Source organism: Streptomyces sp. NPDC091282 (assembly GCF_044757385.1).
GTDB lineage: Bacteria > Actinomycetota > Actinomycetes > Streptomycetales > Streptomycetaceae > Streptomyces > Streptomyces gramineus.
In genome coordinates this window covers 450,228-473,323 of sequence record NZ_JBIVUX010000006.1, presented here as the reverse complement: position 1 = coordinate 473,323, position 23,096 = coordinate 450,228, and the positions used below count along the sequence as shown (strand labels likewise).

Below are 23,096 nucleotides of genomic sequence, written 5' to 3'. Positions count from 1 at the left end.
ACTGACGAGGTATCAGATTCGGCCGTCAAGGTACGCCGGGGCCCATGAGGAGGGAAGAGAAAGGGAGTGGCGGAAGTGTGGGGATGCCGGATTCCGGTGCGTCCCCCGTGCGCGCGCCCGCCGTTACGCGGGCGCCCCCAGCTCCGCCCAGACCGTCTTGCCGGTCTCCCCGGACGCGCGGACGACCCCCCAGTCCAGGCACAGCCGCTGCACGATGAACATTCCGTGTCCACCGGGCCGTCCCGCCCGGTGCGGGGTCCGCGGCGCCGGCTGCCCGGCCCCCCGGTCGGACACCTCCACGCGGATCACCTTGTTGTCGCAGGCCAGGAACAGTTCGTCCGGGCCCTCCGCGTGCAGGCAGGCGTTGGTGACCAGCTCCGAGACCACGAGCAGGACATCCTCGGCGGCGGCCCTGCGGTCGGCGGACTCGGCCGGCAGCCAGCCCCACGCGTACAGCGCCTGGCGGGTGAAGTCGCGGGCCATGGGTACCACCCCGCTCTCACCGGCAAGGCGCAGCCTGCGGACCTGACGACCCCCCGACGAGGCGGGCGGCACGTCGGACGCCGCCGCCTCGGACATCCCGGAAACGCCGCTGGTCTCCGGGCCGCGGTCGCCCGGCGGGTAAGGCCGGGTGGTGCTCATCAGCGCTTCACCTCACCGTTTCACCGGTTCACGATTCACAATTCCACGTTGCTGCACTTCGTACGGACCTGTCGAAGCGGCTCGCTCGACCGGGGCCGGTAGGCCGCCGACAGATCTCTCCTGCCCTGGCGACGCGCCGGGACACCCCCCGGTTCCGAACACCGGACCCGGACTCAGCTCTCGTCGCCGGTCGGGCCGGTCTCGTCGGCCAGGGCCGCTTCGACGGAGTCGTGGACGGTGAAGACCGCCTCGGCTCCGGTGATCTCGAACACCCGGGCGACCACCGGCAGCATTCCGGCGAGGTGCACCCCGCCGCCGGCGGCCTCGGCCCGCAGCCGGGCGCCGAGCAGCACGTTCAGCCCGGTGGAGTCGCAGAACTCAAGGCGTGAGCAGTCGACGACAAGGCGTGAGAACCCCTTGTCGAGGAGATCGTCGAGCGGCTCGCGCAGCAGATCGGCGGTGTGGTGATCGAGCTCACCCGCCGGAATCACGACGGCGCTGGGGCCCTCTTCCCGCACCTCCACCAGAAGCCGGCCCGACTGTGCGCTGCCGACCGTCCCGTGGTCCATTGCCGTCTCTCTCCCGAGGTCGTGACCGCTTTTGCCACCGTCTGACCGTTGTCTGACGATGCCCACCGATGTCTGCCGAACGCCGTGTCGACGCCCTCGAACATTACGCCTTCTCCACGCACTCCGACACCCGAACAACCTCTCACAAACGGACAAATGGCAATAGAACGGACTTGCGAGTGCCTCGGCGGAGCGGGTAGGCCTAGTAGGGACACGAAAACCGACACGGCCGGCTTTGGAGGCGCCGCACTCCGCAGTGCACGCACGGCTTCGGCAGCCTTATTGCCGAGAACGATGGAGGACACCATGTCACCCCGGCTCGACGCATCGCATACCCGGACGGCGACGTCGACACCCCCACCGGAACAACTGGATGCCTTCGAGGGATCCCTCGCGGACCTCGACCTCCCGGAGATCCCGCCGTTCGACGAGGTCGACGCGGTCGACGCGCGAGCCCTGTCCAAGACCCTCTTCGAGCGGCTGGAGTCGCTGGAGGAAGGCACGTACGAGTACTCGTACGTGCGCAACACGCTCGTCGAACTGAACCTCGCGCTCGTCAAGTTCGCCGCCTCCCGGTTCCGCTCCCGCAGCGAGCCGATGGAGGACATCATCCAGGTCGGCACGATCGGCCTGATCAAGGCGATCGACCGCTTCGAACTCTCGCGCGGTGTCGAGTTCCCCACCTTCGCGATGCCTACCATCATCGGCGAGATCAAGCGGTTCTTCCGCGACACGTCGTGGTCGGTACGGGTCCCGCGCCGCCTCCAGGAACTCCGGCTCGACCTCGCCAAGGCGGGCGACGAACTGGCCCAGAAGCTGGACCGCTCCCCCACCGTCGCGGAACTCGCCGAGCGCCTCGGCCTCTCCAACGAAGAGGTCGTCGAGGGCATGGCGGCCTCCAACGCCTACACGGCCTCCTCCCTGGACGCGCAGCCCGACGAGGACGACTCCGAGGGCGCCCTCGCGGACCGCATCGGCTACGAGGACCACGGCCTCGAAGGCATCGAGTACATCGAGTCCCTGAAGCCGCTGATCGCCCAGCTCCCGTCCAGGGACCGGAAGATCCTCTCGCTGCGCTTCGTCGGCGGCCTGACCCAGTCGGAGATCGGCGAGGAACTGGGCATCTCGCAGATGCACGTCTCCCGGCTGCTGTCCCGCACCCTGGTGCGGCTGCGGAAGGCCCTGACGCTCGACGAGTGACACCGGCGGCACCCGGGGCCGACGGCTGCGGGCGCACGGGGACCGGCCGCCCCGCGCGCCCGCAGTCGTGTGCCGGGCCGCTCCCGGTGCCCCGCGGAACGCCTTGCGGCCGCCTCTTTTCGCCAAAGGCCCCCCTCGCGCCCCACCCACACCCCAAACTGGCCGGTACGTCAGCGGGGACGAGCCCGCGGCGGGCCGCGCGAAGGGGTGCAGCATGGTCCAGGACAGCCCGCCCCCGGACGCCCGCCTGACCGAACTCCTGCGCGCACCCGCGGCCACCGCCTATCCGGCCCTGCAGGAACTGCGCGCCCGCCACCACGCTCCGGTCCTCGGCCACGCCCGGCTCTGCACGGCCGGCGACGCGGCCGCCCGGCGGCTCGCCGCGCAGACCTTCACCGCCGCCGCCCGGGACATCGCGCGCGGCGCCGAGCCGGTCGTCCCGCTCCGCCACCACCTGCTCCTGCTGACCGCGCGCCTGGCCGCCGAGTGGGCGCGGGACGAACGCTCCGCCGCCCTGGACCCGGCCCTCCTCCTGGTCCTGAACGCGACGGGCAGCCCCGAGCCGCCCACCCCGCCGCTGCTCGCGCCGTTCCGGTCGCTGCCCGCCCGCACCCAGGGCCTGATCTGGTACGGCGTGCTGGACCGGGAGCCGCCTGCCAGGACCGCCGTCCACCTCGGCCTGACCCCCGAGGACGTCCGGTACGGCATCCCGCCCGCGCTCCAGTCGCTGGCGCAGGCCTGCCTGCGCGGCCGCCTCGCCGCTTCCGACGACCCGCGCTGCGCGGACTTCCGCCGCCTGATCGAGGAGGCGGTGCGTCCGGAGAACCCGCGGCACAGCGCCGACCTGCACGCGCACATGGCCCACTGCCCGTACTGCACGGCCGCGTTCGAGGACCTGACCGCGCTCAGGGACGGTCCGCGCACGGCCCTGGCGGAGGGCCTGCTGCCCTGGGGCGGCGCGGCCTACGCACGCCAGGACACCCCCGTGCCCGCGCCCGCCGCCGACGCCGCCCCGGACCACGGGCGCCGGTCCCCGTCCCGCCGTGTCCTGCTGACCTCGACGGCGCTGGGCGTGGCGCTCGTACCGCTGCTGCTGGTGCTCCTGAACCGGCCGGCCCCGTCGCCCGCCGGCGGACCGGCGGCCGCGACCGCCGCACCACCGGTCACCCCGCGGGTGACCGTGACGGCGACCCTCTCCCCTTCGCCCTCCCCCACGAAGCCCTCGCACCGCCCGGCCACGACCCCGACGCACTCGGTGCCGCCCACCGCGGCCACGACCCCGACCCGCTCCGCCGCGCCGCCCCCGTCGCCCGCCCCGAGCCCGCCGGGCGCCGGCTGGGCCCAGGTCGTGAACGCCGCCACCGGACGCTGCCTGGACGTCCGGGACGGCGACTTCGACGACGGCACCGACGTGGTCACGGCCGCCTGCTCCGGGTCCGGCACGCAGCGCTGGCGGGTCGACGCCGGCCGGGGCGTGCTGCAGTCCGCCGCGGATCCCGGCTTCTGCCTGGACAGCCGGGGTTCGGTCGACAAGGGGGTGGGCATCTGGTCGTGCTCGTCCGTGGACGGCGAGCACGGCGCCAACCTGCGCTTCACGGTCCTCTCCGACGGCGAGATCCGCCCGGAGATCGCCATCGAGACGGCCCTCGCCCCGGACGGCGACCGGCTCTCCCTGGACCCCGTGGACAACGGCACCGCCCAGCGCTGGCGGGCCGGGGCGCGCTGACTCAGCCGACGACGCGGACGCCCCGGCGCCACACCCCGGCGACCAGCGGGACACCCGGCCGGTAGGCGAGATGGACGTGGCTCGGGGCGTCCAGCAGGGTCAGGTCCGCGCGGGCGCCCGGGGTGAGCCGGCCGATGTCGTCCCGCCGCAGGGCCCGCGCGCCGCCCGCCGTCGCCGACCACACCGCCTCGTCCGGGGTCATGCGCATGTCCCGGACGGCCAGCGCGATGCAGAACGGGACGGAGGAGGTGAAGGAGGAGCCCGGGTTGCAGTCCGTGGACAGGGCGACGGTCACGCCCGCGTCCAGGAGGCGGCGGGCGTCCGGCCACTGGGCCCGGGTGGAGAACTCGGCGCCGGGCAGGAGGGTGGCGACGGTCCTGCCGTTCGCCAGCGCGTCCACGTCGGCGTCGGTGAGGTGGGTGCAGTGGTCGGCGCTGGCCGCGTCGAGTTCGACGGCCAGCTGGACGCCGGGGCCGTAGGAGAGCTGGTTGGCGTGGATGCGCGGGGTCAGGCCCTTGGCCCGGCCCGCCGTGAGGATCGCGCGGGCCTGGTCGCCGTCGAAGGCGCCCTTCTCGCAGAAGACGTCGATCCAACGGGCGTACGGGGCGCAGGCGTCGAGCATCTCGCCGGTGACCAGGGCGACGTAGGCGGCCGGGTCGTCGGCGTGGTCCGGGGAGACGATGTGGGCGCCCAGGTAGGTCACCTCGTCGGTGTGGGCGGCGGCGATCCGCAGGGCGCGAGCCTCGTCCTCGACGGTCAGGCCGTAGCCCGACTTCGTCTCGAAGGTGGTGGTGCCCTGGCGGAGGGCCTCGGCGAGGTAGTGGGTGAGGTTGCGCTCCAGCTCCTCGTCGGTCGCCGCCCGGGTCGCGGCGACCGTCGTCCGGATGCCGCCGGCGGAGTACGAGCGGCCGGACATCCGGGCGTTGAACTCCTGGGTGCGGTCGCCCGCGAAGACGAGGTGGGAGTGGGAGTCCACGAAGCCCGGCAGCACCGCCCGGCCGCCCGCGTCGACCCGGTTGTCAGTGGCGGGTGCTTTGCTGGATTCACCGATCCACGCGACCCGGTCGCCGTCGATGACGACGGCCGCGTCCCGGATCAGGCCGAGAGGGGAGTTGTCACCGAGGGAGGGGTCGTTGGTGACCAGCGTGGCGATGTCGGTGATGGCGGTGCTGCTGCTCATGGTGTCCTCGTGGGTGGTCGTCAGGCGCGGAGCGCTTCGATCGCGTCGGCGAGTGCCCCCGGCACGTCCGGTACGAGCGCGTGGGCGCCGTCCCGTACGACGTGCCGGCCCGCGACGACCGTGTGGCGCACGTCCGCGGCGGTCGCCGCGAATACGGCCGTCTCGGCGCCGAGTCGCGGCAGCGGTCCCGCCGTTCTGACCGAGTCCAGCGCGATCGTCGTCAGGTCGGCGAACATGCCGGGCGCGAGGGCGCCGGCGTCCGCCCAGCCGAGGGCCGCGTGACCGTCGGCGGAGGCGGCGCGCAGCAGGGCGGCGGCCGTCCAGTGGCCGCGGGTGCGGGTGCGCAGCCGCTCGTTCAGCTCCATGGCGCGCGCCTCTTCGAGCAGGTCGATGACGGCGTGGCTGTCGGAGCCGAGGGACAGCGGCGAGCCCGCGCGCTGGAGGGCGACGGCCGGTCCGATGCCGTCGGCCAGGTCCCGTTCGGTCGTCGGGCACATGCAGGTGCCGGTGCCGGAGCCGCCGAGCAGGGCGATGTCCTCGTCGGTGAGGTGGGTGCTGTGCACGCCGGTGGTGCGCGGGCCGAGGACGCCGTGGTCGGCCAGCAGCCGGGTGGGGGTGCGGCCGTGGGCGGCCAGGCAGGCGTCGTTCTCCGCCGTCTGCTCGGACAGGTGCACGTGCAGCGGGGCCTGTCGCTCCTCCGCCCAGCGCGCCACGGTCGACAGCTGGCCGGCGGGCACGGCCCGCACCGAGTGGACGGCCGCCCCGATCCGCGCGTGATCCCGTTCCTTGAGAAGAGAACAGCGTTCGGCCCAGGCCTCGGCGCTGCCGTCGGAGAAGCGGGCCTGGTGGGCGTTGGGCGGCTCGCCGCGGTGCTCGTTCAGGATGGCCGAGGACAGGTAGGCGGTGTCGAGGAGGGTGATGCGGATGCCGGCGTCGGCGGCGGCCGCGATCAGCGCCTCGCCCATGGCGTTGGGATCGGCGTACGGGGTGCCGCCGGGAGCGTGGTGGACGTAGTGGAACTCGCCGACGCACGCGATGCCCGCCAGCGCCATCTCGGCGTACACCGCGCGGGCGAGCGCGTGGTAGGTCTCCGGGGTCAGCCGGTCGGCGAAGGAGTACATCAGCTCGCGCCAGGTCCAGAAGGTGCCGGAGCCGACCTGGACCGTGGAGCGCAGCGCCCGGTGGAAGGCGTGCGAGTGGGCGTTGGCCAGGCCGGGGAGGGTGAGACCGCGCAGGATCTCGGCCCCCGGCGGCGGGGCGGGGGTGCCGGTGCGGACGGCGGTGATCCGGCCGTCCGCCACCTCCACGGCGACACCGGACTCGACGCGCGTGTCGAGCCAGGCGTGCTCCAGCCAGTACGTCCTCGGTGTCGTCACCCGCAGGCCAGCCCTTCCAGTACGTCGGCGAGCGCGCTCACCCCGGCCACGCAGTCGTCCTCGGCGGCGGACTCGGCCGGGGAGTGCGAGACACCGGTGGGATTGCGCACGAACAGCATGGCGGTCGGGATGCTCCCGGAGAGGATCCCGGCGTCGTGTCCGGCCCCGGTGCCCAGGACGGGCACGGTGAGACCGGTGTCCCGGCCGAGGATGCGGCCGAGTTCGTCGCGCAGGGCGTGGTCGAACTCGACGACCGGGGTGAAGGACTCCCGGACCACGTCGAGGTCGATGCCGTGCGCCCGCGCGTACTCCCGGGCCGCCTTCTCGATGCCGCCGACGACGGTGTCGAGGGTGGCCTGGTCGGCGGCGCGGGAGTCGAGCCAGCCGCGCACCAGGGACGGGATGGCGTTGACACCGTTCGGTTCGACGGCGATCTTGCCGAAGGTGGCGACGGCACCGGCGAGTTCGGCCTCGCGGCGGGCCGCGAGCACGGTCTCGGCGTACGACAGCATCGGGTCGCGGCGGTCGGCCAGCCGGGTGGTGCCGGCGTGGTTGGCCTCGCCGCGGAAGTCGAACCGCCAGCGTCCGTGCGGCCAGATCGCGCTGGCCACGCCGACCCGGTCGCCGGACAGGTCCAGCGCGCGGCCCTGTTCGACGTGCAGTTCGACGAAGGCGCCGATGCGGGCGAGCCGTTCGGGGTCGGCGCCGATGGCGTCGGGGTCGTAGCCGGCGGCCTCCATGGCCCGGGGCAGGGTGATGCCGTCCCCGTCGGTGAGCCGGTGGGCCTGCTCGACGGTGAGGTGCCCGGCGGTCAGCCGCGACCCGACGCAGGCGAGACCGAACCGGGCGCCCTCCTCGTCACCGAAGTTGACGATGGCGAGCGGCCGGGTGAACTCCGCTCCCCTGCGGCGGAGTTCGTCGAGGGCCGCGAAGGAGGACACGACGCCGAGCGGCCCGTCGAAGGCGCCGCCGTCCGGTACCGAGTCCAGGTGCGACCCGGTGACGACGGCGTCCCCGGCGGCCGGGTCGCCGAGCCAGGCCCACTGGTTCCCGTTGCGGTCGACCTCGTGGACCAGTCCACGCCTGTCGGCCTGCTCCCGGAACCACGCCCGGCACTCGGCATCGGCCCCGGTCCAGGCGAAACGGCGGTAGCCGTGCGAGTCGGGGTGCCGCCCGACGGGGAGCAGTTCCCGCCACATCTCGTGGAAGGAGACCGCGCCCGCGCCCGGCGACGAGACGTCGGCTCCCGCCGGAGCGCTGCCGCCGCCTGCGCCCTCACGAGGGTTCACGCGTCGTCGCCCTCACGCATCGGCACCCGCACGCCGCGCTCGTCGGCGACGGTCTCCGCGATGTCGTAGCCCGCGTCCACGTGCCGGATGACACCCATGCCGGGGTCGTTCGTCAGGACCCGGCGGATCTTCTCGCCGGCGAGCTTCGTGCCGTCGGCCACCGTCACCTGCCCGGCGTGGATGGACCGTCCCATGCCGACTCCGCCGCCGTGGTGGAGGGAGACCCAGGACGCGCCCGACGCCACGTTCACCATGGCGTTCAGCAGCGGCCAGTCGGCGATCGCGTCGGAGCCGTCCAGCATGGCCTCGGTCTCGCGGTAGGGCGAGGCCACGGAGCCGCAGTCGAGGTGGTCGCGGCCGATCGCCAGCGGTGCCGCCAGCTCGCCGCTCGCCACCATGTCGTTGAACCGCTCGCCTGCCTTGTCCCGCTCGCCGTAGCCGAGCCAGCAGATGCGCGCCGGCAGGCCCTGGAAGTGGACGCGCTCACCGGCCAGCTTGATCCAGCGGTGCAGGGACTCGTTCTCCGGGAACAGCTCCAGGATCGCCTTGTCGGTCTTGGCGATGTCGGAGGCCTCGCCGGACAGGGCCGCCCAGCGGAAGGGGCCCTTGCCCTCGGAGAAGAGCGGGCGGATGTAGGCCGGGACGAAGCCGGGGAAGGCGAACGCCCGCTCGTACCCGGCGAGCTGGGCCTCGCCGCGGATGGAGTTGCCGTAGTCGAAGACCTCGGCGCCCGCGTCCATGAAGCCGACCATGGCCTCGACGTGCCGGGCCATGGACTCACGGGCGCGGGTGGTGAAGCCCGCCGGGTCCTTGGCCGCCGCGTCCGCCATGTCCTCGAAGGCCACGCCGACCGGCAGGTAGGCCAGCGGGTCGTGGGCGGAGGTCTGGTCGGTGACGATGTCGATCGGCGCGTTCATCGCGAGCAGCTGCGGGACCAGCTCGGCCGCGTTGCCGAGGACGCCGATGGAGAGCGGGCGGCGGGCGTCGCGGGCCTCGGTGGCCAGCTGGAGCGCGTGGTCGAGCGAGTCGGCCTTCACGTCGAGGTAGCGGTGCTCGATCCGGCGTTCGATGGCGCGCGGGTCGACGTCGATGCAGAGGGCGACGCCGTCGTTCATGGTGACGGCGAGGGGCTGGGCGCCGCCCATGCCGCCGAGGCCGGCGGTGAGGGTGATGGTCCCGGCGAGGGTGCCGTTGAACTTCTTCGCGGCGACGGCGGCGAAGGTCTCGTAGGTGCCCTGGAGGATGCCCTGGGTGCCGATGTAGATCCAGGACCCGGCGGTCATCTGGCCGTACATGGTCAGGCCGAGGGCCTCCAGGCGGCGGAACTCCTCCCAGTTGGCCCAGTCGCCGACCAGGTTGGAGTTGGCGATGAGGACGCGCGGGGCCCACTCGTGGGTCTGCATCACGCCGACCGGGCGGCCGGACTGGACCAGCATGGTCTCGTCCTGCTTGAGGGTGCGCAGCGTGCGGACCATGGCGTCGAAGGAGCGCCAGTCGCGGGCGGCCTTGCCGGTGCCGCCGTAGACGACGAGCTTGTCGGGGTGCTCGGCGACCTCGGGGTCGAGGTTGTTCTGCAGCATCCGCAGGGCGGCTTCCTGCTGCCATCCCAGGGCGCTCAGTTCCGTACCGCGCGGTGCTCGTACGGGGCGGGGTCCTGACATGGTCTGCCTCCTAGCGAATGACGGCCAGTGAAGTGTTCCTGCGGTTATTCGGTTATTCACATCCTGGCCCGCTGAATAGAACTAGTCAATACATCGGTCCGCCAGCGCGGCCGCGGGTCCGGGTGTTTGGCTGGACTTATGGGCCTTAACGGTGCGGACGACGACATGTCGGGGGACGGCGTGGCGGACGGCAGGACGAGCGACAAAGCGGGCAGGAACGGTTGCGTGGAAGACAGTGAGCGGGTGCTGCGGCGGGACGACGCCGTGCGGGCGGCGGTGGAGCAGGGGCTGCTGGGGCCGGACGCGCCGATCGTAGGCCTGCTGGACGTGACCGGCATCCGTGGATCGGCGGCGGCGCTGCACCGGGCCTTCGAGGCGGTCGCGGCACCCGGCACCCGGATGCTGCACGCCTTCGCGGTGAAGGCGAACCCGCTGGTTCCGGTGGTGCGCATGCTGGCCGGGGAGGGCATCGGCGCCGAGGTGGCCAGCGCGGGCGAGCTGGCGCTGGCGCGGGCGGCCGGGGTGCCGGTGGAGCGGACGGTGTTCGACGCGCCCGCGAAGACCGAGGCGGAGCTGCGCGAGGCGCTGGCGCTGGGGGTCGCGGTGAACGCGGACAACCCGCAGGAGCTGCGGCGCATCGACGCCCTGACCGGCTCCGCGCAGACCCGCTCGCCGCTCGGGATCCGGGTCAACCCGCAGATCGGGGCGGGCAGCATCGGCGCCACCTCCACCGCGACGGCGACCTCGAAGTTCGGCGTCGGACTGCGGGACGAGGGGGCGCGGGAGTGGGTGGTGCGGGCGTTCGCGGAGCGGCCGTGGCTGACCCGGCTGCACGCGCACATCGGGTCGCAGGGGATCTCGCTGTCGCTGCTGGCGCGGGGCGTGGCGGAGACGTACGCGCTGGCCGAGGAGATCAACGCGCGGATCGGACGGCGGCAGATCGACACCCTCGACATCGGCGGCGGGCTCTCGGTCAACCTCGCCTCGGAGGCGACGGAGCCGACGTACGCGCAGTACGCGCGGCTCCTCGCGGAGGCGGTGCCGGGGCTGTTCGACGGGCGGTACGGGCTGGTGACGGAGTTCGGGCGGTCGCTGCTGGCCCGGCACGGCACGGTGGTGGCCCGGGTGGAGTACACCAAGAGCTCCGGCGGGCGGCGGATCGCGGTGACGCACGCGGGCGTCCAGGTGGCGGCCCGGACGGTGTACGTGCCGGGCGCCTGGCCGCTCCGCATCGCCGGGTACGACGACAAGGGCCGGCCCAAGGAGGGTCCCGCGGTGGTGCAGGACGTGGCGGGGCCGGCCTGCTTCTCGGGCGACCTGCTCGCCGAGGGGCGCGCGCTGCCGGTCCTGGAGCAGGGTGACCACGCGGCCGCGCTGGACACCGGCGCCTACTACTTCGGCACGCACTACTCCTACAACTCCCTTGCCAGGCCGGGGGTTTACGGCTTCGCGCCGGACGGCGCCGGCGGCGTGGCGTTCGCCGTCGTACGGGAGCCGCAGACGGTCGCGGAGATCGTGGCCGATTCCGGAGGGGCGCACGCCGACGCGCTCACCACCCTGGGTGCCACCGGAAGCCGTTGAGGGATCCCGGACGCAGGGATCAACTAGGTCGAAACGCAGCCCAGTCGACCAACACTAGCCTGCCGCGGTCATGTTCCACTGGAAAATGCCAAACGCACCCCTCCCGTCGCACACGTTGCGTAGTGTCTGCGTCACTCAACCGGAAAGCCAGGCGGCGGGAGGGGAGCCACGGTGCCCGGAATCGACGAGTGCTTACTCGAGGCGATGCGCCTGCCCGGTGCCCGGGGGGCCGCGCTGGTCGACTGGACGAGCGGACTGGCCCTGGGCACGGTCGGGGAGGCACCCGGCGGTGACCACGAGACCACCGCGGCGGAAGCCGCCGAGCTGGCCCGGCTGGCCGCCGAGCACGGGGCGTTCAGCACCGAGGACGACACCGAGGTGAGTCCTCCGGTGGAGGACCTGATCGTCAGCAACCGGGACAGCTACCACCTGCTGCGGTTCGTGGTCACGTCCTTCGACGCCACGGTGTTCCTGCATCTGTGGCTGGCCCGCGAGGACGGCAATCTCGCCCTCGCCCGGATCCGGCTCGGCGAGATGGCCGAGCGGCTGGTGCTGGGATGACCGTGGTCGACATACCTCCGCCCCTGCCGGTCCGGGACCGGGCGGCCCCGCAGGACGGGGCGGCCGGCACGCTCTCGCCGATGCTGATACGCCTCGCCGAGGAGAGAGCCACCGGTGTCCTGGTCCGCGAGCACGGCACCCTGCACCTGACCGAGGGCCGCGTGGTGCACGCCGAGAGCCCCCTCGCCCCGGGCCTCGACGTGCTCCTCACGGCCCACGGCACGCTGGACGCGGCGGTCTGGCCCTGGACCGAGGACATACCCGCCGCCGCCCACCGGCTGCTCGACGCCGGACTGCTGCCGAGAGGCGCGCTGGAACTCTGCCGCCTCGGCGCGCTCTACGACGCCGGGTACTTCGCGCTCGCGCCCAGCAGCACCCCGGGCCGGTTCCGGTACGGCGCCCCGGCCGCCGCCGGCCCGTTCCCGGCGGTCCCCGTCGCCGCCCTGGAGCACGAGACCCGGCGCCGCCGCGACCTGCTGCACCGGATCTGGCCCGACCCGTCCACCGACGGCGCCCCGCTGATGCGCGCCGACCCGGTCGCCGCGCCGCCGGTCACCCAGCGCCAGCGGGCGGTCCTGAACCGGGTGGACGGCGTCCGCACGGCCCCGGAGATCGCCCGGGAGCTCGGCAGGCCGGCCTTCCACACGCTGGTGGACACCCGGCGGCTGGCGGCGGCCGGACTCCTCGCCCCGAGGAGCACCACGGCCGCCCCGCCCCTGCTCCCGCCGGTCACCGACCCCGACATCGCGCTGCTGAAGAGGCTCAGGGATGCGCTGGAGGCCCTTTGAACGGCACCGCCCCGCCGAGAGGAGACAGCTGATGGCGGCAGAACCCGGCAGCTCCGGCAGAGAGGCCGTCCTCGACGAACTGCGCCGGTTACGCACCCGGATGCCCCAGCTCACCGGCGCCCTCGCGGCCGGCGTCGACGGCCTGGTCGTCGCGCACGACTGCCCGGGCGTCGACCCGGAGGGCCTCGCCGCCCTCACCGCCGCCGAACTGGGCGTCGCCGTACGCGTCGCCGACGCCACCGGCAAGGGCGAACTCAAGGAACTGCTGGTGCGCGGCGAGGACGGCTACGTCGCCACCTATGCCGCGGGCCGCAGCGCCGTCCTCACCCTGCTCGCCGAGGACCGGGTGAACGTCGGCCGGCTCCACCTGGAGGGCCGCCGGGCCGCGGCCCGGATCGGCGACCTGGTGGACGCCGCCGAGGCCGCCGCCATGGCCCTGCGCCCGGCCCGCTCCACCGCGACCACACGAACCCGCAACACGCGTACGGCACGGACCAGCACCACCACCGACGCGCGCACCACAACCGACAGTTGAGAGGAAACAGAGAGTCATGGCCAACACCGAAACCGCGCTGAAGGAAGCCCTCACCTCCATCGAGGGCGCCACCGGCGTCGCGCTCGTCGACTACACCACCGGCATGGCGCTGGGCACGATGGGCGGGAGCAAGACCTTCGACCTCAACGTGGCCGCCGCCGGCAACACGGACGTGATCCGCGCCAAGATGCGGACCATGGAGCACCTGGGGCTCAAGGGCGAGATCGAGGACATCCTGATCACGCTCTCCTCCCAGTACCACCTGATCCGGCTGCTCAAGGGCCGGGGCGGCAACGGCCTCTTCCTCTACCTGGTGCTGGACATCAACCGGTCCAACCTGGCGATGGCCCGGCACCAGCTGAAGAGGATCGAGGCGGACCTGGAGGTCTGACCCCCCGTCCGCGGCTCAGACCAGCGCCGCGGTGCGGCGGCGGGTCCCGCCCGGGGCCGCGTCGCCCGCCGCGACGCCGGTGCCGCGGTAGGCCTTGACGGCCTTGCCCACCGGGCCGCCGCCCCGCCCGTCGAGCCAGTCGACGCGCAGCCACACCAGCTGCTCCTCGGCCCGCTCCCGGCGGCCCAGCCAGGCCGCCTTCAGCCACAGCCCGGTACCGGTCCCGGCGAGCAGCATGCCCCCGGCGGCCGGCATCGCGAAGGCGCTGCCGAGTGCGACGGCCCAGGCCGCCAGCAGCCACCACCGGTGCCCGCGGCGCCAGTTCCGCACGGTCACCGCCCGGTCCTGGAGCACATCGTGCTTCCCGGCCCGGGCGGCGCCGCGCAGCAGCGCGGTGTACCGCCTGCGGCGGGTGAGCGCCACGACGGCCGCGCCGACGACGAACAGCGCGGCCCCGGCCAGGACGCCGATCCGGCGTCCGGTGACGCCCTCGGGCAGGACGCCGATGCCGGCGGCGAACACCCCGGCCCACCACAGCGGGGCGGCCCCGGCCCGTACGACCACGGCCACCCGGGCCAAGCCCTGCCCGCCTCGCGCTCCTCGTACCGCACGCGCCATGTCCGCAGCCTCCTCGCCGGTCCGGTCGGTATGGCGGGACGCTAACCACAGAACGTGAGACGAGTCTTAGAGCGGGCCGCCCGGACGGATTCCGGGCGGTCCCTTCCCGGGCGGCGGGCTATTCGACGAAGAGTCCCCTGGCCGCCGCCCGCGCGTCGAACTCCTCCAGGCGGGCCTGCGCGTCCGGCAGCTCGTCGGCCATCGCCTCCAGCAGCACCCGGCCCAGCAGCATCGGCGCGCACGCCGTGTCGAAGGCGAGTCCGGTGCCGACGGCGGCCGGCAGCAGCAGGTCGGAGTGTTTGGCGACGGGCGCGAAGGCGGAGTCGGCGACGGTCACCACGGTCAGCCCGGCGGCCTTCGCGTAGCCCAGGGTGTCCACGACCTCGCGGGGGTGACGGGGCAGCGCGAAGCACAGCAGTGCCGTGGCGCCGGCCCGCAGGGCCGCGTCGATGCGGTCGTGGATCATCGTGCCGCCCTCGTCGAGCAGCCGGACGTCCGGGTGCACCTTCGCGGCGAAGTAGGCGAAGCCGTAGGCCTGCGAGGCGGCGGCGCGCAGGCCGAGCACCGGCAGCGGCCGGGAGGCGGCCAGCACCCGGCCGGCCTGCTGCACCGGGCGCGGGTCGGCGAGCACGTCGGCGAGGTGGCGCAGGTTCTCGATCTCGGCCTCGACGGCCTGCTGGTACTCGTTGTACGACCCGTTGCCCGCCGCCTGTTCGGCGGGCACCACCTCGCGCAGGTGCTTGCGCAGCGCCGGGTAGCCGTCGAAGCCGAGGGCGACGGCGAACCGGGTCACCGACGGCTGGCTGACGCCGGCCAGTTCGGCCAGCTCCACGCTGGACAGGAAGGGCACGTCGGCGGCGCGCCGCACCATGCTGTGCGCGATGCGCCGCTGGGTCGGCGTGAGCCGGTGCCCCTCGAAGAGCGCCTGCAACCGTGTCGCAGGGCTGTCGGTCACGTTCATGACGTGCTCCCCCTCCAGATGTCCGTGAACCGGTCGAGCAGTCCGGCCGCCGCCGTGACGTCGTCCGTGAGCGGCCGGTCGGCCGGGTCCGCCTCCAGGACCGCTTCGGCGAGCTCCAGCGCCAGCCCCACCCCCAGCCCGGGTTCGGGCCGGAGCTCGCGCTGGCGCAGCGCCCGTACGGCGGCGACGAGTTCGCAGCCGACCACTAGACGGTACGCACGGCAGGCGCGCAGCGTTTGACGGGCGGCGAGCGAGGCGAAACTGGCCTGCTCCTCGACGCCTCGGGAGAGTACAGCGTGCCCGAGGGAGGCGGGCGCGGAGAAGGCGCGCAGATCGCCGAGGGCGGCGCCGGCGGCGTACTCCAGGATCATCACGCCGGAGGAGGCGGCCTCCTGGTCGGCGAGGAAGGGGCGCAGGCGGGTGAAGGCCGGTTCGTTGAGGGAGGAGAGCCGGGAGGTGGACAGGCGTGCGACCTGGGTGACGGCGAGCCGGAAGTGGTCGAGGGCGAGGGCGAGCTGGGCCTGGTAGAAGCCGCCGTGGTGGTAGGCGGCGAGGTCCTCGGCGGAGATGAGGGGGTTCTCGGCGGCCGCGTTGATCTCGACGGCCAGGACCTGTTCCAGGGCGTCGGCGGCGTCGAGCGCGGGGCCGTGTATCTGCGGCAGGCAGCGGAAGCCGTACGGGTCCTGGATCCGGCCCAGCGGCGGGGTCGGCCGGTCGGCGGCGCCGATCAGCTCCCGCATCCGGCGGGCGACGGCCATGCTGCCGCGGTGCGGGCGGGCGGCGTGCACGGGCGCCGCGTAGGCCTCGTGGGAGCCGTCGACGGCGAGCAGGGACAGGGCCGCCACCACCTGGGTGGCCTCGATCAGGCCGCGCAGTTCGTGCAGGGCGAGCGCCGACTGGCCGAGGGTGAGGGCGTTGCTGCTGATCAGGGCGAGGGCGTCGTTGTTGTCGAGGGGCTGGGGGGCGGGCGGCTTCTCGCCTCGCCACGGGTGTTCCCCGGCCAGCGCCAGCCCGACCTGGGCCAGCGCGGCGATGTCTCCGGTGCCGACCGAACCGAACTCGTTGACGACCGGGTGGGCTCCCGACTCCAGGGCCTCGCACAGGGCGCCGACGACGGTCGGCCGCAGCCCCGCGCCGCCGGCGAGCAGCTGGTTGGCGCGGACCGCGAGCATCGCGCGGACCTGCCGGGCGGGCAGTTCCTCGCCTATGGCGCCGGCGTGGCTGCGCAGCAGCCGCAGTCCGTGCCCGGCGGCCGCCTCGGTGGGCACGTCCTCGTTGCGGTTGGCGCCGACGCCGGTGGAGCGGCCGTAGACGCGGCCGGTGGCGGCGATCTGGCGGGCGGCGTTCCAGGAGTCCTCCGCGCGCCGCATGCCGTCCGTGCCGGGGACCGGCCGGGCGGCGCCGTCGGCGAGCCGTACGACGTCGTCGACGCCCATTCCGATGCCGTCGAGGATCACCAGGCCGGAATGTTCGACTCCGGGTGCGTCCACGATACGAGACGACAACACGCCCAAACTCCCCTCAATCCGGACAGCTGGTCTTGCGTTGCGGTCATCCGTTACCTCGGATTAACGCCAGACCGTTGACAAGCTATTCACCTAGGAAGAACTCTGCATGACGTTATACAGCCGGGCAAGGGACATCTCATGATCCAGTTCGACGCGGTCCACAAGCGCTTCCCCAACGGCACGACAGCAGTCAATGATCTCTCCCTGGACATGCCGGAGGGCGGTGTGACCGTCCTGGTCGGCTCCTCCGGCTGCGGCAAGACCACCACCCTGCGGATGATCAACCGCATGGTCGACCCGACCTCCGGCACCATCCGGGTCGGCGGCAAGGACGTCCTCGCACAGGACGCGGCCGAACTGCGCCGCTCCATCGGGTACGTCATCCAGCAGGCCGGGCTCTTCCCGCACCGCACGGTGCTCGACAACATCGCCACCGTCCCGCTGCTGCTCGGCTGGAACCGGAAGAAGGCCCGCGCCCGCGCCGCCGAACTCCTGGAGACCGTCGGCCTGGCCGCCGACTCCGCCAAGCGGTACCCGCACCAGCTCTCCGGCGGCCAGCAGCAGCGCGTCGGCGTGGCCCGCGCGCTCGCCGCCGACCCGCCGGTCCTGCTCATGGACGAGCCCTTCGGCGCGGTCGACCCGGTGGTCCGCGCCCAGCTCCAGGACGAACTCCTCCGGCTCCAGAAGGAGTTGAGCAAGACCATCGTCTTCGTCACGCACGACATCGACGAGGCGGTCCGGCTCGGCGACCGGATCGCGGTGTTCCGCACCGGCGGCCACCTGGTCCAGTGCGCCCCGCCCGCCGAACTGCTGGCCCGCCCGGCCGACGACTTCGTCGCCGACTTCCTGGGCGCGGAGCGCGGGCTGAAGCTGCTGTCCCTCAAGACCCTCGCCGACGTCCCGCAGGGCCCGGCGCCCGAGGGCGACTGGACCCTGGCGCTCGACCCGGCGGGCAGGCCCCTGCACTGGGCGTCCGGCGACACCGAACTCCCGCTGCGGCCGCTCCGGGACGGCGATTCCCTGCTGGCCGCGCTCGACGAGTCCCTCGCCTCCCCCACCGGCCTGATAGCCCGGGTCGACGCGGCCGGCGTCCTCACCGGCGTCTCCTCCCGCGACGACATCCACGCGCACGCCGGCCGGGCGCACACCGAGGCCCGGACGGTGGCGGCATGACCATCGACTGGTCGTGGATAGGCGGCCACACCGACGACCTCACCAGCCTGACGCTCTCCCACCTCCAGGCGGCGATGACCGCGGTCCTCCTCGGCCTGCTGATCTCGCTCCCGCTCGCGGTCCTCGCCCACCGGGTACGCCCACTGCGCGGCTTCCTGCTCGGCCTGTCCAACGTGCTCTTCACGATCCCCTCGATCGCGATCTTCGTACTGCTGCTGCCGGTCAGCGGCCTGACCCGCACCACCACGGTCATCGGACTCACCGTCTACACCCTGGTCGTGCTGCTGCGGAACACCGTCGAGGGCCTGGACTCGGTGCCCGCGAAGACCAAGGAGGCGGCCAAGGCGATGGGCACCCGGCCCCTGCGCACCCTCCTCACCGTGGAACTCCCGCTGGCCCTCCCGGTGATCATGGCGGGCGTCCGGATCGCCACGGTCATGTCCATCTCGCTGGTGAGCGTCGCCACCTACATCGGCGACGGCGGCCTCGGCCAGCTCTTCACCGACGGCTTCCAGCGCGACTTCCCGACCCCGGTGATCGCGGGCGTGGTGCTCACCATCCTGCTCGCCGTGGTCGCCGACGCCCTGCTGGTGGCCCTCCAGTACGTCCTCACCCCGTGGCGCAGGAGGCGAGCCTGAGATGTACGAGCTGTTCAAGAACCTCGGCACCTGGCTGACCAGCGGCTCCCAGTGGGCCGGCCCGGACGGCATCGGCCACCGGCTCGCCGAGCACCTCCAGTACTCGCTGCTCGCGACCCTGATCGCCGCCGCGATCGGCCTCCCGGTCGGCCTGCTCATCGGCCACACCGGCAGGGGCGCGTTCGTCGCCATCAACCTGGCGTCCTTCGGCCGCGCGCTGCCCACCGTCGGCCTGGTCGTGCTGGTCTTCCTGGCCGGCGGCCTGTCGATGCTCCCGGTGTACGTGGCGCTGGTCGCCCTCGCCGTACCGGCCATCGTCACCAACACCTACGCCGGGATGACGGCCGTCGACCCGGACGTCCGCGACGCCGCCCGCGGCCAGGGCATGCGCGGCCACCAGGTCCTCCTCCAGGTCGAACTGCCGCTGGCGCTGCCGCTGATCATGACGGGCCTGCGCCTGGCGCTCATCCAGGTCGTCGCCACCGCCACCATCGCCGCCTACGTCTCCTTCGGCGGCCTCGGCCGCTACGTCTTCGACGGACTCGCCCAGCGCGACCTCGTCCAGGTGCTCGGCGGCGCGGTGCTCGTCGCGGTCGTCGCCATCGCCCTGGACCTGCTCCTGAGCGGCCTCCAGCGCTTCCTCTTCCGCCACCGAACTGCCTAGGGACCAGAAGATGAACCGTCGTACCCTCCTCGGTGGCCTGCTCGCCGCCGGATCCGTCCCCGCCCTCGCCGCCTGCTCCGGCGGCATCACCTCCCTGAACGAGAGCAGCGGCTCGGCCGCGGGCGGCGGCTCCAGCAAGGGCGGGATCACCATCGGCACCGCCAACTTCACCGAGAACCAGGTGCTCGGCTACCTCTACGCGGCCGCCCTCAAGGCCGCCGGCGTGCAGGTGAAGGTCCGCCCGAACCTCGGCACCCGGGAGATCGTGATCCCCGCGCTCAAGGCCGGCGACATCGACCTGCTGCCCGAGTACCAGGGCGCCCTCCTCAACTACCTGGCCCCGAAGGACACCTCGTCGGACCCGGGCACCATGCAGAACGCGCTGGCGACGGCCCTGCCCGCCGGCCTCCAGGTGCTGCCGTACGGGCAGGCCGCCGACTCCGACTGCTTCGTCGTCACCAGGGCGACCGCGAGGACGTACGGCCTGGCCTCGCTGGCCGACCTGGCGAAGCAGAACGGCCAGCTGGTCATCGGCGCCGCGCCCGAGGTGAAGAAGCGCCGGGTGGGCGCGGTCGGGCTGCAGGAGGTGTACGGCGCCCGGTTCAAGGAGTTCAAGTCGCTGGACTCGGACGGCCCGCTGGTCAAGGGCGCCCTGAAGAAGGGCGACGTGGACGTGGCGAACCTCTTCACCACCGACACCGACATCGCGGCCAACGACTGGGTGGTGCTGAGCGACCCGAAGAACCTCGTCCCAAGCCAGCACATCGTGCCCCTGATCGCCGACCGCAAGGCCGACTCCACGGTCCGCAAGGCGCTCGCCCGGCTCGGCAACCTCCTGACCACCGAACAGCTCACCGAGCTGAACAGCCAGGTGGACAACGACAAGAAGGACCCGGAGGACGTGGCGGACGCGTACGCCGAGCAGCACGGGCTGGTCTGATCACGAAGCCGTATCGCATGATCGATGAGCCGCTGACGGAAGTGCCAAATGTCCGCAAACAGACACGCGGAGTGACGGTGCATGTGCTTACGGTGATGATGTGCCAACAGCACGCACCTGACCTCTGTGAACTCTGAGGAAGCGTCATGGCCTCGAACCGCAGGGCCTTTCTGACCGCCACCGCAACCGCCACCGCGACCGCAGCCGGCGCGCTGGCCGTCGTCCCCGCCCAGGCGACGGCCGGCACCGGCCGGCCGCCCGCTCCGGCGCCCGCCACCGCGCGTGCCGCGCTGGACGAACTCCTCGCCGGCAACCGGCGGTACGCGGCGGGCCGGCCGCGCCGCCCGCAGGACGTCGTCGGCCGGCGCCGGCTGCTGGCCGGCGGCCAGCACCCGTTCGCCGCCGTCCTCGGCTGCATCGACTCCCGGGTCGTCCCCGAGCTGGTCTTCGACCAGGGTCTCGGCGACCTGCTGTGCATAAGGACGGCCGGGCAGGTGCTGGACGAGGCCGTGCTCGGTTCCCTCCAGTACGGCGTGGAGGAGCTGCGGGTCCCGCTGGTCGTGGTGCTCGGCCACGAGCGCTGCGGGGCGGTCGCCGCCACCCTCGGCCGGCTGCGCACCGGCGCGGCCGTCCCCGGCCACCTGGAACTCCTCGTCGAGGAGATCTCCCCGGCCGCCCGCCGCACCAGGGCGCTGCCCGGCGACTGGGCCGAGCACACCCTGCGGGCGCACACGGCGTGGGTGCGGGACGCGATCCGCGCCGACCCCGCGTTCGCGGGAGCCACCGTGGTGGCGGCACGGTTCGACCTGGACAGCGGGCTGGTGGCGCTGCTGCCGTGAGGGCGGTCCCCCGGACGGTTCCGGGGGTCTGCCCCAGTGCGCCGGGCCCGCCGGGCGCCCTAGCGTGGGCCGCATGACGGACGCCCGTGACACCGATCTGAAGAAGGACCTCGACGCCATCCTGCACACCCGCAGGGACCTGGGGCCCGAGTACGAGTCGGAGCTGGCCGACTCCTTCCTGGAGAAGATCGACCAGCGCATCGACGGCGCGGTCGAACGCCGGCTGCGCAGGGTCCTGGCCGAGCAGCAGATGCAGCAGGCCAGGGGTGCGCGCAGCAGCCGGGCGAGCGATTCCTGGGGCGAGCGCTTCGGCTTCGGGATCGTGTCGCTGGTGCTGGCGGTCCCGCTGTCGGCGATCGGCGGCGGCGTCGCGCACCTGCCGGGCCTGGTGGCCGCCTGGGCGGGCATCGTCGGTATCAACGTGGCCCAGGCCGTGCGCCTCAACCCCGGCATGTTCGGCCGCCGCGACCGCGACGACCGCGACGCTCTCTGACACCCCGGGCGACGGCCACGACCGGGCCCGGCGGCGGGGGAACGTAATGCGCGGGGACCGCCGCACCCCCGTTTCCGGGGGGCGGGACGACGGCGGTCCCCGCGAGGGACGCGAGCCGGGTCAGGGCCGGGCTTGCACGTCCTGGCGTCCATGGAGGTCCGGGAGCCGCTCCGGAGGTCCTTGGACGTTCGGTGCCGGCCGGGGCGGGGAGCCGCTCCCGCCCTGCCGACATCCACCAATGTGCCGGAGCCGTGTTAAGCGTGTGCTGCGCGGACGTGACACGCTCGTACCACTTCCGCGAAGTCCACCGCTCGGACACGGGACGGCAAGTTCCCCGGTGTCACGGCCGGTTCACCGGACGTTCGTCAGTGCTTGCCGCCCTTGGCGAGAAACGCCAGCAGGTCCTGCCGGCTGATGACGCCCTTGGGCTTGCCCTCGACGAGGACGATCGCCGCGTCCGCCGCGCCCAGCACCGTCATCAGGTCGCCGACCGGCTCGCCGGAGCCGACCTGCGGCAGCGGCCCGCTCATGTGCTTCTCCAGCGGGTCCTGCAGCGAGGCCCGCTTGCTGAACAGCGCGTCGAGCAGCTCGCGTTCGACGACCGAGCCGACGACCTCGGCGGCCATCACGTCCGGGTGCCCGGCGCCGGGCTTGACGACCGGCATCTGCGAGACGCCGTACTCGCGCAGCACCTCGATGGCCTCTCCGACGGTCTCCTCCGGGTGCATGTGGACGAGGGACGGGATGGAGCCGCCGGCCTTGTCGCTGAGCACGTCGGCGACGCGGGCGCTGGAGCCCTCGTCCTCCAGGAAGCCGTAGTCGGCCATCCACTCGTCGTTGAAGATCTTGCTGAGGTAGCCGCGGCCGCTGTCCGGCAGGAGGACGACGACCACGTCGTCCGGGCCGAGCCGCTCGGCGACCCGCAGCGCCGCGACGACGGCCATGCCGCAGGAGCCGCCCACCAGCAGGCCCTCCTCCTTGGCCAGGCGCCGGGTCATCTGGAAGGAATCCTTGTCGGACACCGCGACGATCTCGTCGGCGACGGTCCGGTCGTAGGCGGTGGGCCAGAAGTCCTCCCCGACGCCCTCGACGAGGTACGGGCGGCCCGATCCGCCGGAGTAGACGGAGCCCTCCGGGTCGGCGCCGACGACCTGCACCCGGCCCTCACTGGCGTCCTTCAGGTAGCGGCCGGTGCCGGAGATGGTGCCGCCGGTGCCCACGCCCGCCACGAAGTGGGTGATCTTCCCCTCCGTCTGCTCCCACAGCTCGGGGCCGGTCGAGTGATAGTGCGACAGCGGGTTGTTCGGGTTGGAGTACTGGTCCGGCTTCCAGGCGCCGGGGGTCTCCCGGACGAGCCGGTCGGAGACGTTGTAGTACGAGTCCGGGTGCTCCGGGTCGACGGCGGTGGGGCAGACGACGACCTCGGCGCCGTACGCCCGCAGCACGTTGATCTTGTCGGTGCTGACCTTGTCGGGGCACACGAAGATGCACTTGTACCCCTTCTGCTGGGCCACGATCGCCAGCCCCACCCCGGTGTTTCCGCTGGTCGGCTCCACGATGGTGCCGCCGGGCCGGAGCTCTCCGCTCTTCTCGGCGGCCTCGATCATCCGCAGCGCGATGCGGTCCTTCACGGAACCGCCCGGGTTGAAGTACTCGACCTTGGCGAGCACGGTGGCCTGGATGCCCTGGGTGACGCTGTTGAGCCTCAGCAGCGGGGTGTTGCCGACGAGACTGATCATCGAGTCGTGGAATCGCACCGTTGT

General features: G+C 73.1%; 23 protein-coding genes. 13 read left to right on the top strand and 10 right to left on the bottom strand.

Annotation, left to right across the window (positions count from 1 at the left end; all coding sequences use genetic code 11):
* Positions 1 to 123 precede the first annotated feature (123 nt).
* Both ACIQOE_RS29295 and ACIQOE_RS29290 read right to left on the bottom strand, forming a co-directional pair.
* Positions 124 to 642 carry an ATP-binding protein gene (locus ACIQOE_RS29295; protein ID WP_351320820.1) on the bottom strand — a complete coding sequence of 173 codons (519 nt, stop codon included), beginning with the start codon at positions 640 to 642 and terminating at the stop codon, positions 124 to 126.
* A 173-nt stretch (positions 643 to 815) separates the two neighbouring features.
* Positions 816 to 1,211 (bottom strand): STAS domain-containing protein, encoded by a 396-nt coding sequence (locus ACIQOE_RS29290; RefSeq protein WP_351320822.1) that lies wholly within the window; start codon positions 1,209 to 1,211, stop codon positions 816 to 818.
* Positions 1,212 to 1,517: 306 nt separating this feature from the next.
* On the opposite strand from ACIQOE_RS29290, the gene ACIQOE_RS29285 reads away from it, so the two are divergent.
* Together ACIQOE_RS29285 and ACIQOE_RS29280 are read left to right on the top strand one after the other, a co-directional pair.
* On the top strand, positions 1,518 to 2,411 hold the full coding sequence (locus tag ACIQOE_RS29285) for an RNA polymerase sigma factor SigF (RefSeq protein WP_351320824.1): 894 nt from the start codon (positions 1,518 to 1,520) through the stop codon (positions 2,409 to 2,411).
* Between the two features lie 214 nt (positions 2,412 to 2,625).
* Positions 2,626 to 4,137: an RICIN domain-containing protein gene (locus tag ACIQOE_RS29280; RefSeq protein ID WP_401414693.1), complete on the top strand. Its 1,512-nt coding sequence runs from the start codon at positions 2,626 to 2,628 to the stop codon at positions 4,135 to 4,137.
* A gap of 1 nt (position 4,138) precedes the next feature.
* On the opposite strand, the gene hutI is transcribed toward ACIQOE_RS29280, so the two are convergent.
* The 4 genes from hutI to hutU form a co-directional block, all read right to left on the bottom strand.
* Positions 4,139 to 5,317 (bottom strand): imidazolonepropionase, encoded by a 1,179-nt coding sequence (gene hutI / locus ACIQOE_RS29275; protein WP_351320828.1) that lies wholly within the window; start codon positions 5,315 to 5,317, stop codon positions 4,139 to 4,141.
* A gap of 20 nt (positions 5,318 to 5,337) precedes the next feature.
* A complete protein-coding gene (locus ACIQOE_RS29270) occupies positions 5,338 to 6,699 on the bottom strand; it encodes a formimidoylglutamate deiminase (RefSeq protein ID WP_401414745.1) in 1,362 nt (453 codons plus the stop codon).
* Complete coding sequence (locus ACIQOE_RS29265) at positions 6,690 to 7,892, bottom strand: allantoate amidohydrolase (protein WP_362644628.1); 1,203 nt, start codon at positions 7,890 to 7,892, stop codon at positions 6,690 to 6,692. Before ACIQOE_RS29265 ends, ACIQOE_RS29270 begins: the two co-directional genes overlap by 10 nt.
* An 86-nt stretch (positions 7,893 to 7,978) precedes the next feature.
* Positions 7,979 to 9,643 carry a urocanate hydratase gene (hutU, locus tag ACIQOE_RS29260; RefSeq protein WP_351320830.1) on the bottom strand — a complete coding sequence of 555 codons (1,665 nt, stop codon included), beginning with the start codon at positions 9,641 to 9,643 and terminating at the stop codon, positions 7,979 to 7,981.
* 138 nt (positions 9,644 to 9,781) lie between these two features.
* Here hutU and ACIQOE_RS29255 point away from each other — a divergent pair, with 138 nt between their 5' ends.
* The 5 genes from ACIQOE_RS29255 (at position 9,782) to ACIQOE_RS29235 (ending at position 13,499) form a co-directional block, all read left to right on the top strand.
* Complete coding sequence (locus tag ACIQOE_RS29255; protein WP_401414690.1) at positions 9,782 to 11,224, top strand: diaminopimelate decarboxylase; 1,443 nt, start codon at positions 9,782 to 9,784, stop codon at positions 11,222 to 11,224.
* A gap of 171 nt (positions 11,225 to 11,395) precedes the next feature.
* Complete coding sequence (locus ACIQOE_RS29250) at positions 11,396 to 11,785, top strand: hypothetical protein (protein WP_089102296.1); 390 nt, start codon at positions 11,396 to 11,398, stop codon at positions 11,783 to 11,785.
* Entirely contained in the window at positions 11,782 to 12,573 is a 792-nt protein-coding gene (locus tag ACIQOE_RS29245) for a transcriptional regulator (protein ID WP_351320834.1), read from the top strand. The genes ACIQOE_RS29250 and ACIQOE_RS29245 overlap by 4 nt, the downstream gene beginning before the upstream one ends.
* Positions 12,574 to 12,604: 31 nt before the next feature.
* Complete coding sequence (locus ACIQOE_RS29240; protein WP_362644506.1) at positions 12,605 to 13,108, top strand: roadblock/LC7 domain-containing protein; 504 nt, start codon at positions 12,605 to 12,607, stop codon at positions 13,106 to 13,108.
* 16 nt (positions 13,109 to 13,124) lie between these two features.
* On the top strand, positions 13,125 to 13,499 hold the full coding sequence (locus tag ACIQOE_RS29235) for a hypothetical protein (RefSeq protein WP_351320838.1): 375 nt from the start codon (positions 13,125 to 13,127) through the stop codon (positions 13,497 to 13,499).
* A gap of 15 nt (positions 13,500 to 13,514) precedes the next feature.
* On the opposite strand, the gene ACIQOE_RS29230 is transcribed toward ACIQOE_RS29235, so the two are convergent.
* From ACIQOE_RS29230 to ACIQOE_RS29220, 3 genes are all read right to left on the bottom strand, one after another.
* On the bottom strand, positions 13,515 to 14,117 hold the full coding sequence (locus tag ACIQOE_RS29230) for a hypothetical protein (protein WP_351935599.1): 603 nt from the start codon (positions 14,115 to 14,117) through the stop codon (positions 13,515 to 13,517).
* A gap of 118 nt (positions 14,118 to 14,235) precedes the next feature.
* The gene (locus ACIQOE_RS29225) at positions 14,236 to 15,078 is read right to left on the bottom strand and encodes a MurR/RpiR family transcriptional regulator (RefSeq protein ID WP_351320842.1); all 843 of its coding nucleotides are present in this window, start codon (positions 15,076 to 15,078) and stop codon (positions 14,236 to 14,238) included.
* Positions 15,075 to 16,583: an aromatic amino acid ammonia-lyase gene (locus ACIQOE_RS29220; RefSeq protein ID WP_365563155.1), complete on the bottom strand. Its 1,509-nt coding sequence runs from the start codon at positions 16,581 to 16,583 to the stop codon at positions 15,075 to 15,077. The genes ACIQOE_RS29225 and ACIQOE_RS29220 overlap by 4 nt, the downstream gene beginning before the upstream one ends.
* Before the next feature lie 141 nt (positions 16,584 to 16,724).
* Here ACIQOE_RS29220 and ACIQOE_RS29215 point away from each other — a divergent pair, with 141 nt between their 5' ends.
* The 6 genes from ACIQOE_RS29215 to ACIQOE_RS29190 all read left to right on the top strand — a co-directional run bounded on the left by ACIQOE_RS29215 (position 16,725) and on the right by ACIQOE_RS29190 (position 21,333).
* A complete protein-coding gene (locus ACIQOE_RS29215) occupies positions 16,725 to 17,759 on the top strand; it encodes an ABC transporter ATP-binding protein (RefSeq protein ID WP_401414686.1) in 1,035 nt (344 codons plus the stop codon).
* Positions 17,756 to 18,397, top strand: coding sequence for an ABC transporter permease (locus ACIQOE_RS29210; RefSeq protein ID WP_351320847.1), 642 nt, complete (start codon positions 17,756 to 17,758; stop codon positions 18,395 to 18,397). Before ACIQOE_RS29215 ends, ACIQOE_RS29210 begins: the two co-directional genes overlap by 4 nt.
* Before the next feature lies 1 nt (position 18,398).
* Positions 18,399 to 19,061 carry an ABC transporter permease gene (locus ACIQOE_RS29205; RefSeq protein ID WP_351320849.1) on the top strand — a complete coding sequence of 221 codons (663 nt, stop codon included), beginning with the start codon at positions 18,399 to 18,401 and terminating at the stop codon, positions 19,059 to 19,061.
* A 10-nt stretch (positions 19,062 to 19,071) separates the two neighbouring features.
* Positions 19,072 to 20,001: an ABC transporter substrate-binding protein gene (locus ACIQOE_RS29200; RefSeq protein ID WP_401414684.1), complete on the top strand. Its 930-nt coding sequence runs from the start codon at positions 19,072 to 19,074 to the stop codon at positions 19,999 to 20,001.
* A 146-nt stretch (positions 20,002 to 20,147) separates the two neighbouring features.
* Entirely contained in the window at positions 20,148 to 20,840 is a 693-nt protein-coding gene (locus tag ACIQOE_RS29195; protein WP_399012686.1) for a carbonic anhydrase, read from the top strand.
* Positions 20,841 to 20,913: 73 nt separating this feature from the next.
* Positions 20,914 to 21,333, top strand: coding sequence for a hypothetical protein (locus ACIQOE_RS29190; RefSeq protein ID WP_351320855.1), 420 nt, complete (start codon positions 20,914 to 20,916; stop codon positions 21,331 to 21,333).
* A 365-nt stretch (positions 21,334 to 21,698) separates the two neighbouring features.
* Here the strand turns inward: ACIQOE_RS29190 and ACIQOE_RS29185 are convergent, their stop codons facing one another.
* On the bottom strand, positions 21,699 to 23,090 hold the full coding sequence (locus ACIQOE_RS29185) for a cystathionine beta-synthase (RefSeq protein ID WP_362644481.1): 1,392 nt from the start codon (positions 23,088 to 23,090) through the stop codon (positions 21,699 to 21,701).
* Positions 23,091 to 23,096: the final 6 nt, after the last annotated feature.

Coding starts and splice junctions, on each gene's coding strand:
- ACIQOE_RS29295 (WP_351320820.1), bottom strand. CDS start 642: ATGAGCACCACCCGGCCTTACCCGCCGGGCGACCGCGGCCCGGAGACC.
- ACIQOE_RS29290 (WP_351320822.1), bottom strand. CDS start 1,211: ATGGACCACGGGACGGTCGGCAGCGCACAGTCGGGCCGGCTTCTGGTG.
- ACIQOE_RS29285 (WP_351320824.1), top strand. CDS start 1,518: ATGTCACCCCGGCTCGACGCATCGCATACCCGGACGGCGACGTCGACA.
- ACIQOE_RS29280 (WP_401414693.1), top strand. CDS start 2,626: ATGGTCCAGGACAGCCCGCCCCCGGACGCCCGCCTGACCGAACTCCTG.
- hutI (WP_351320828.1), bottom strand. CDS start 5,317: ATGAGCAGCAGCACCGCCATCACCGACATCGCCACGCTGGTCACCAAC.
- ACIQOE_RS29265 (WP_362644628.1), bottom strand. CDS start 7,892: ATGTGGCGGGAACTGCTCCCCGTCGGGCGGCACCCCGACTCGCACGGC.
- hutU (WP_351320830.1), bottom strand. CDS start 9,643: ATGTCAGGACCCCGCCCCGTACGAGCACCGCGCGGTACGGAACTGAGC.
- ACIQOE_RS29255 (WP_401414690.1), top strand. CDS start 9,782: ATGGGCCTTAACGGTGCGGACGACGACATGTCGGGGGACGGCGTGGCG.
- ACIQOE_RS29245 (WP_351320834.1), top strand. CDS start 11,782: ATGACCGTGGTCGACATACCTCCGCCCCTGCCGGTCCGGGACCGGGCG.
- ACIQOE_RS29240 (WP_362644506.1), top strand. CDS start 12,605: ATGGCGGCAGAACCCGGCAGCTCCGGCAGAGAGGCCGTCCTCGACGAA.
- ACIQOE_RS29235 (WP_351320838.1), top strand. CDS start 13,125: ATGGCCAACACCGAAACCGCGCTGAAGGAAGCCCTCACCTCCATCGAG.
- ACIQOE_RS29230 (WP_351935599.1), bottom strand. CDS start 14,117: ATGGCGCGTGCGGTACGAGGAGCGCGAGGCGGGCAGGGCTTGGCCCGG.
- ACIQOE_RS29225 (WP_351320842.1), bottom strand. CDS start 15,078: ATGAACGTGACCGACAGCCCTGCGACACGGTTGCAGGCGCTCTTCGAG.
- ACIQOE_RS29215 (WP_401414686.1), top strand. CDS start 16,725: ATGATCCAGTTCGACGCGGTCCACAAGCGCTTCCCCAACGGCACGACA.
- ACIQOE_RS29210 (WP_351320847.1), top strand. CDS start 17,756: ATGACCATCGACTGGTCGTGGATAGGCGGCCACACCGACGACCTCACC.
- ACIQOE_RS29205 (WP_351320849.1), top strand. CDS start 18,399: ATGTACGAGCTGTTCAAGAACCTCGGCACCTGGCTGACCAGCGGCTCC.
- ACIQOE_RS29200 (WP_401414684.1), top strand. CDS start 19,072: ATGAACCGTCGTACCCTCCTCGGTGGCCTGCTCGCCGCCGGATCCGTC.
- ACIQOE_RS29195 (WP_399012686.1), top strand. CDS start 20,148: ATGGCCTCGAACCGCAGGGCCTTTCTGACCGCCACCGCAACCGCCACC.
- ACIQOE_RS29190 (WP_351320855.1), top strand. CDS start 20,914: ATGACGGACGCCCGTGACACCGATCTGAAGAAGGACCTCGACGCCATC.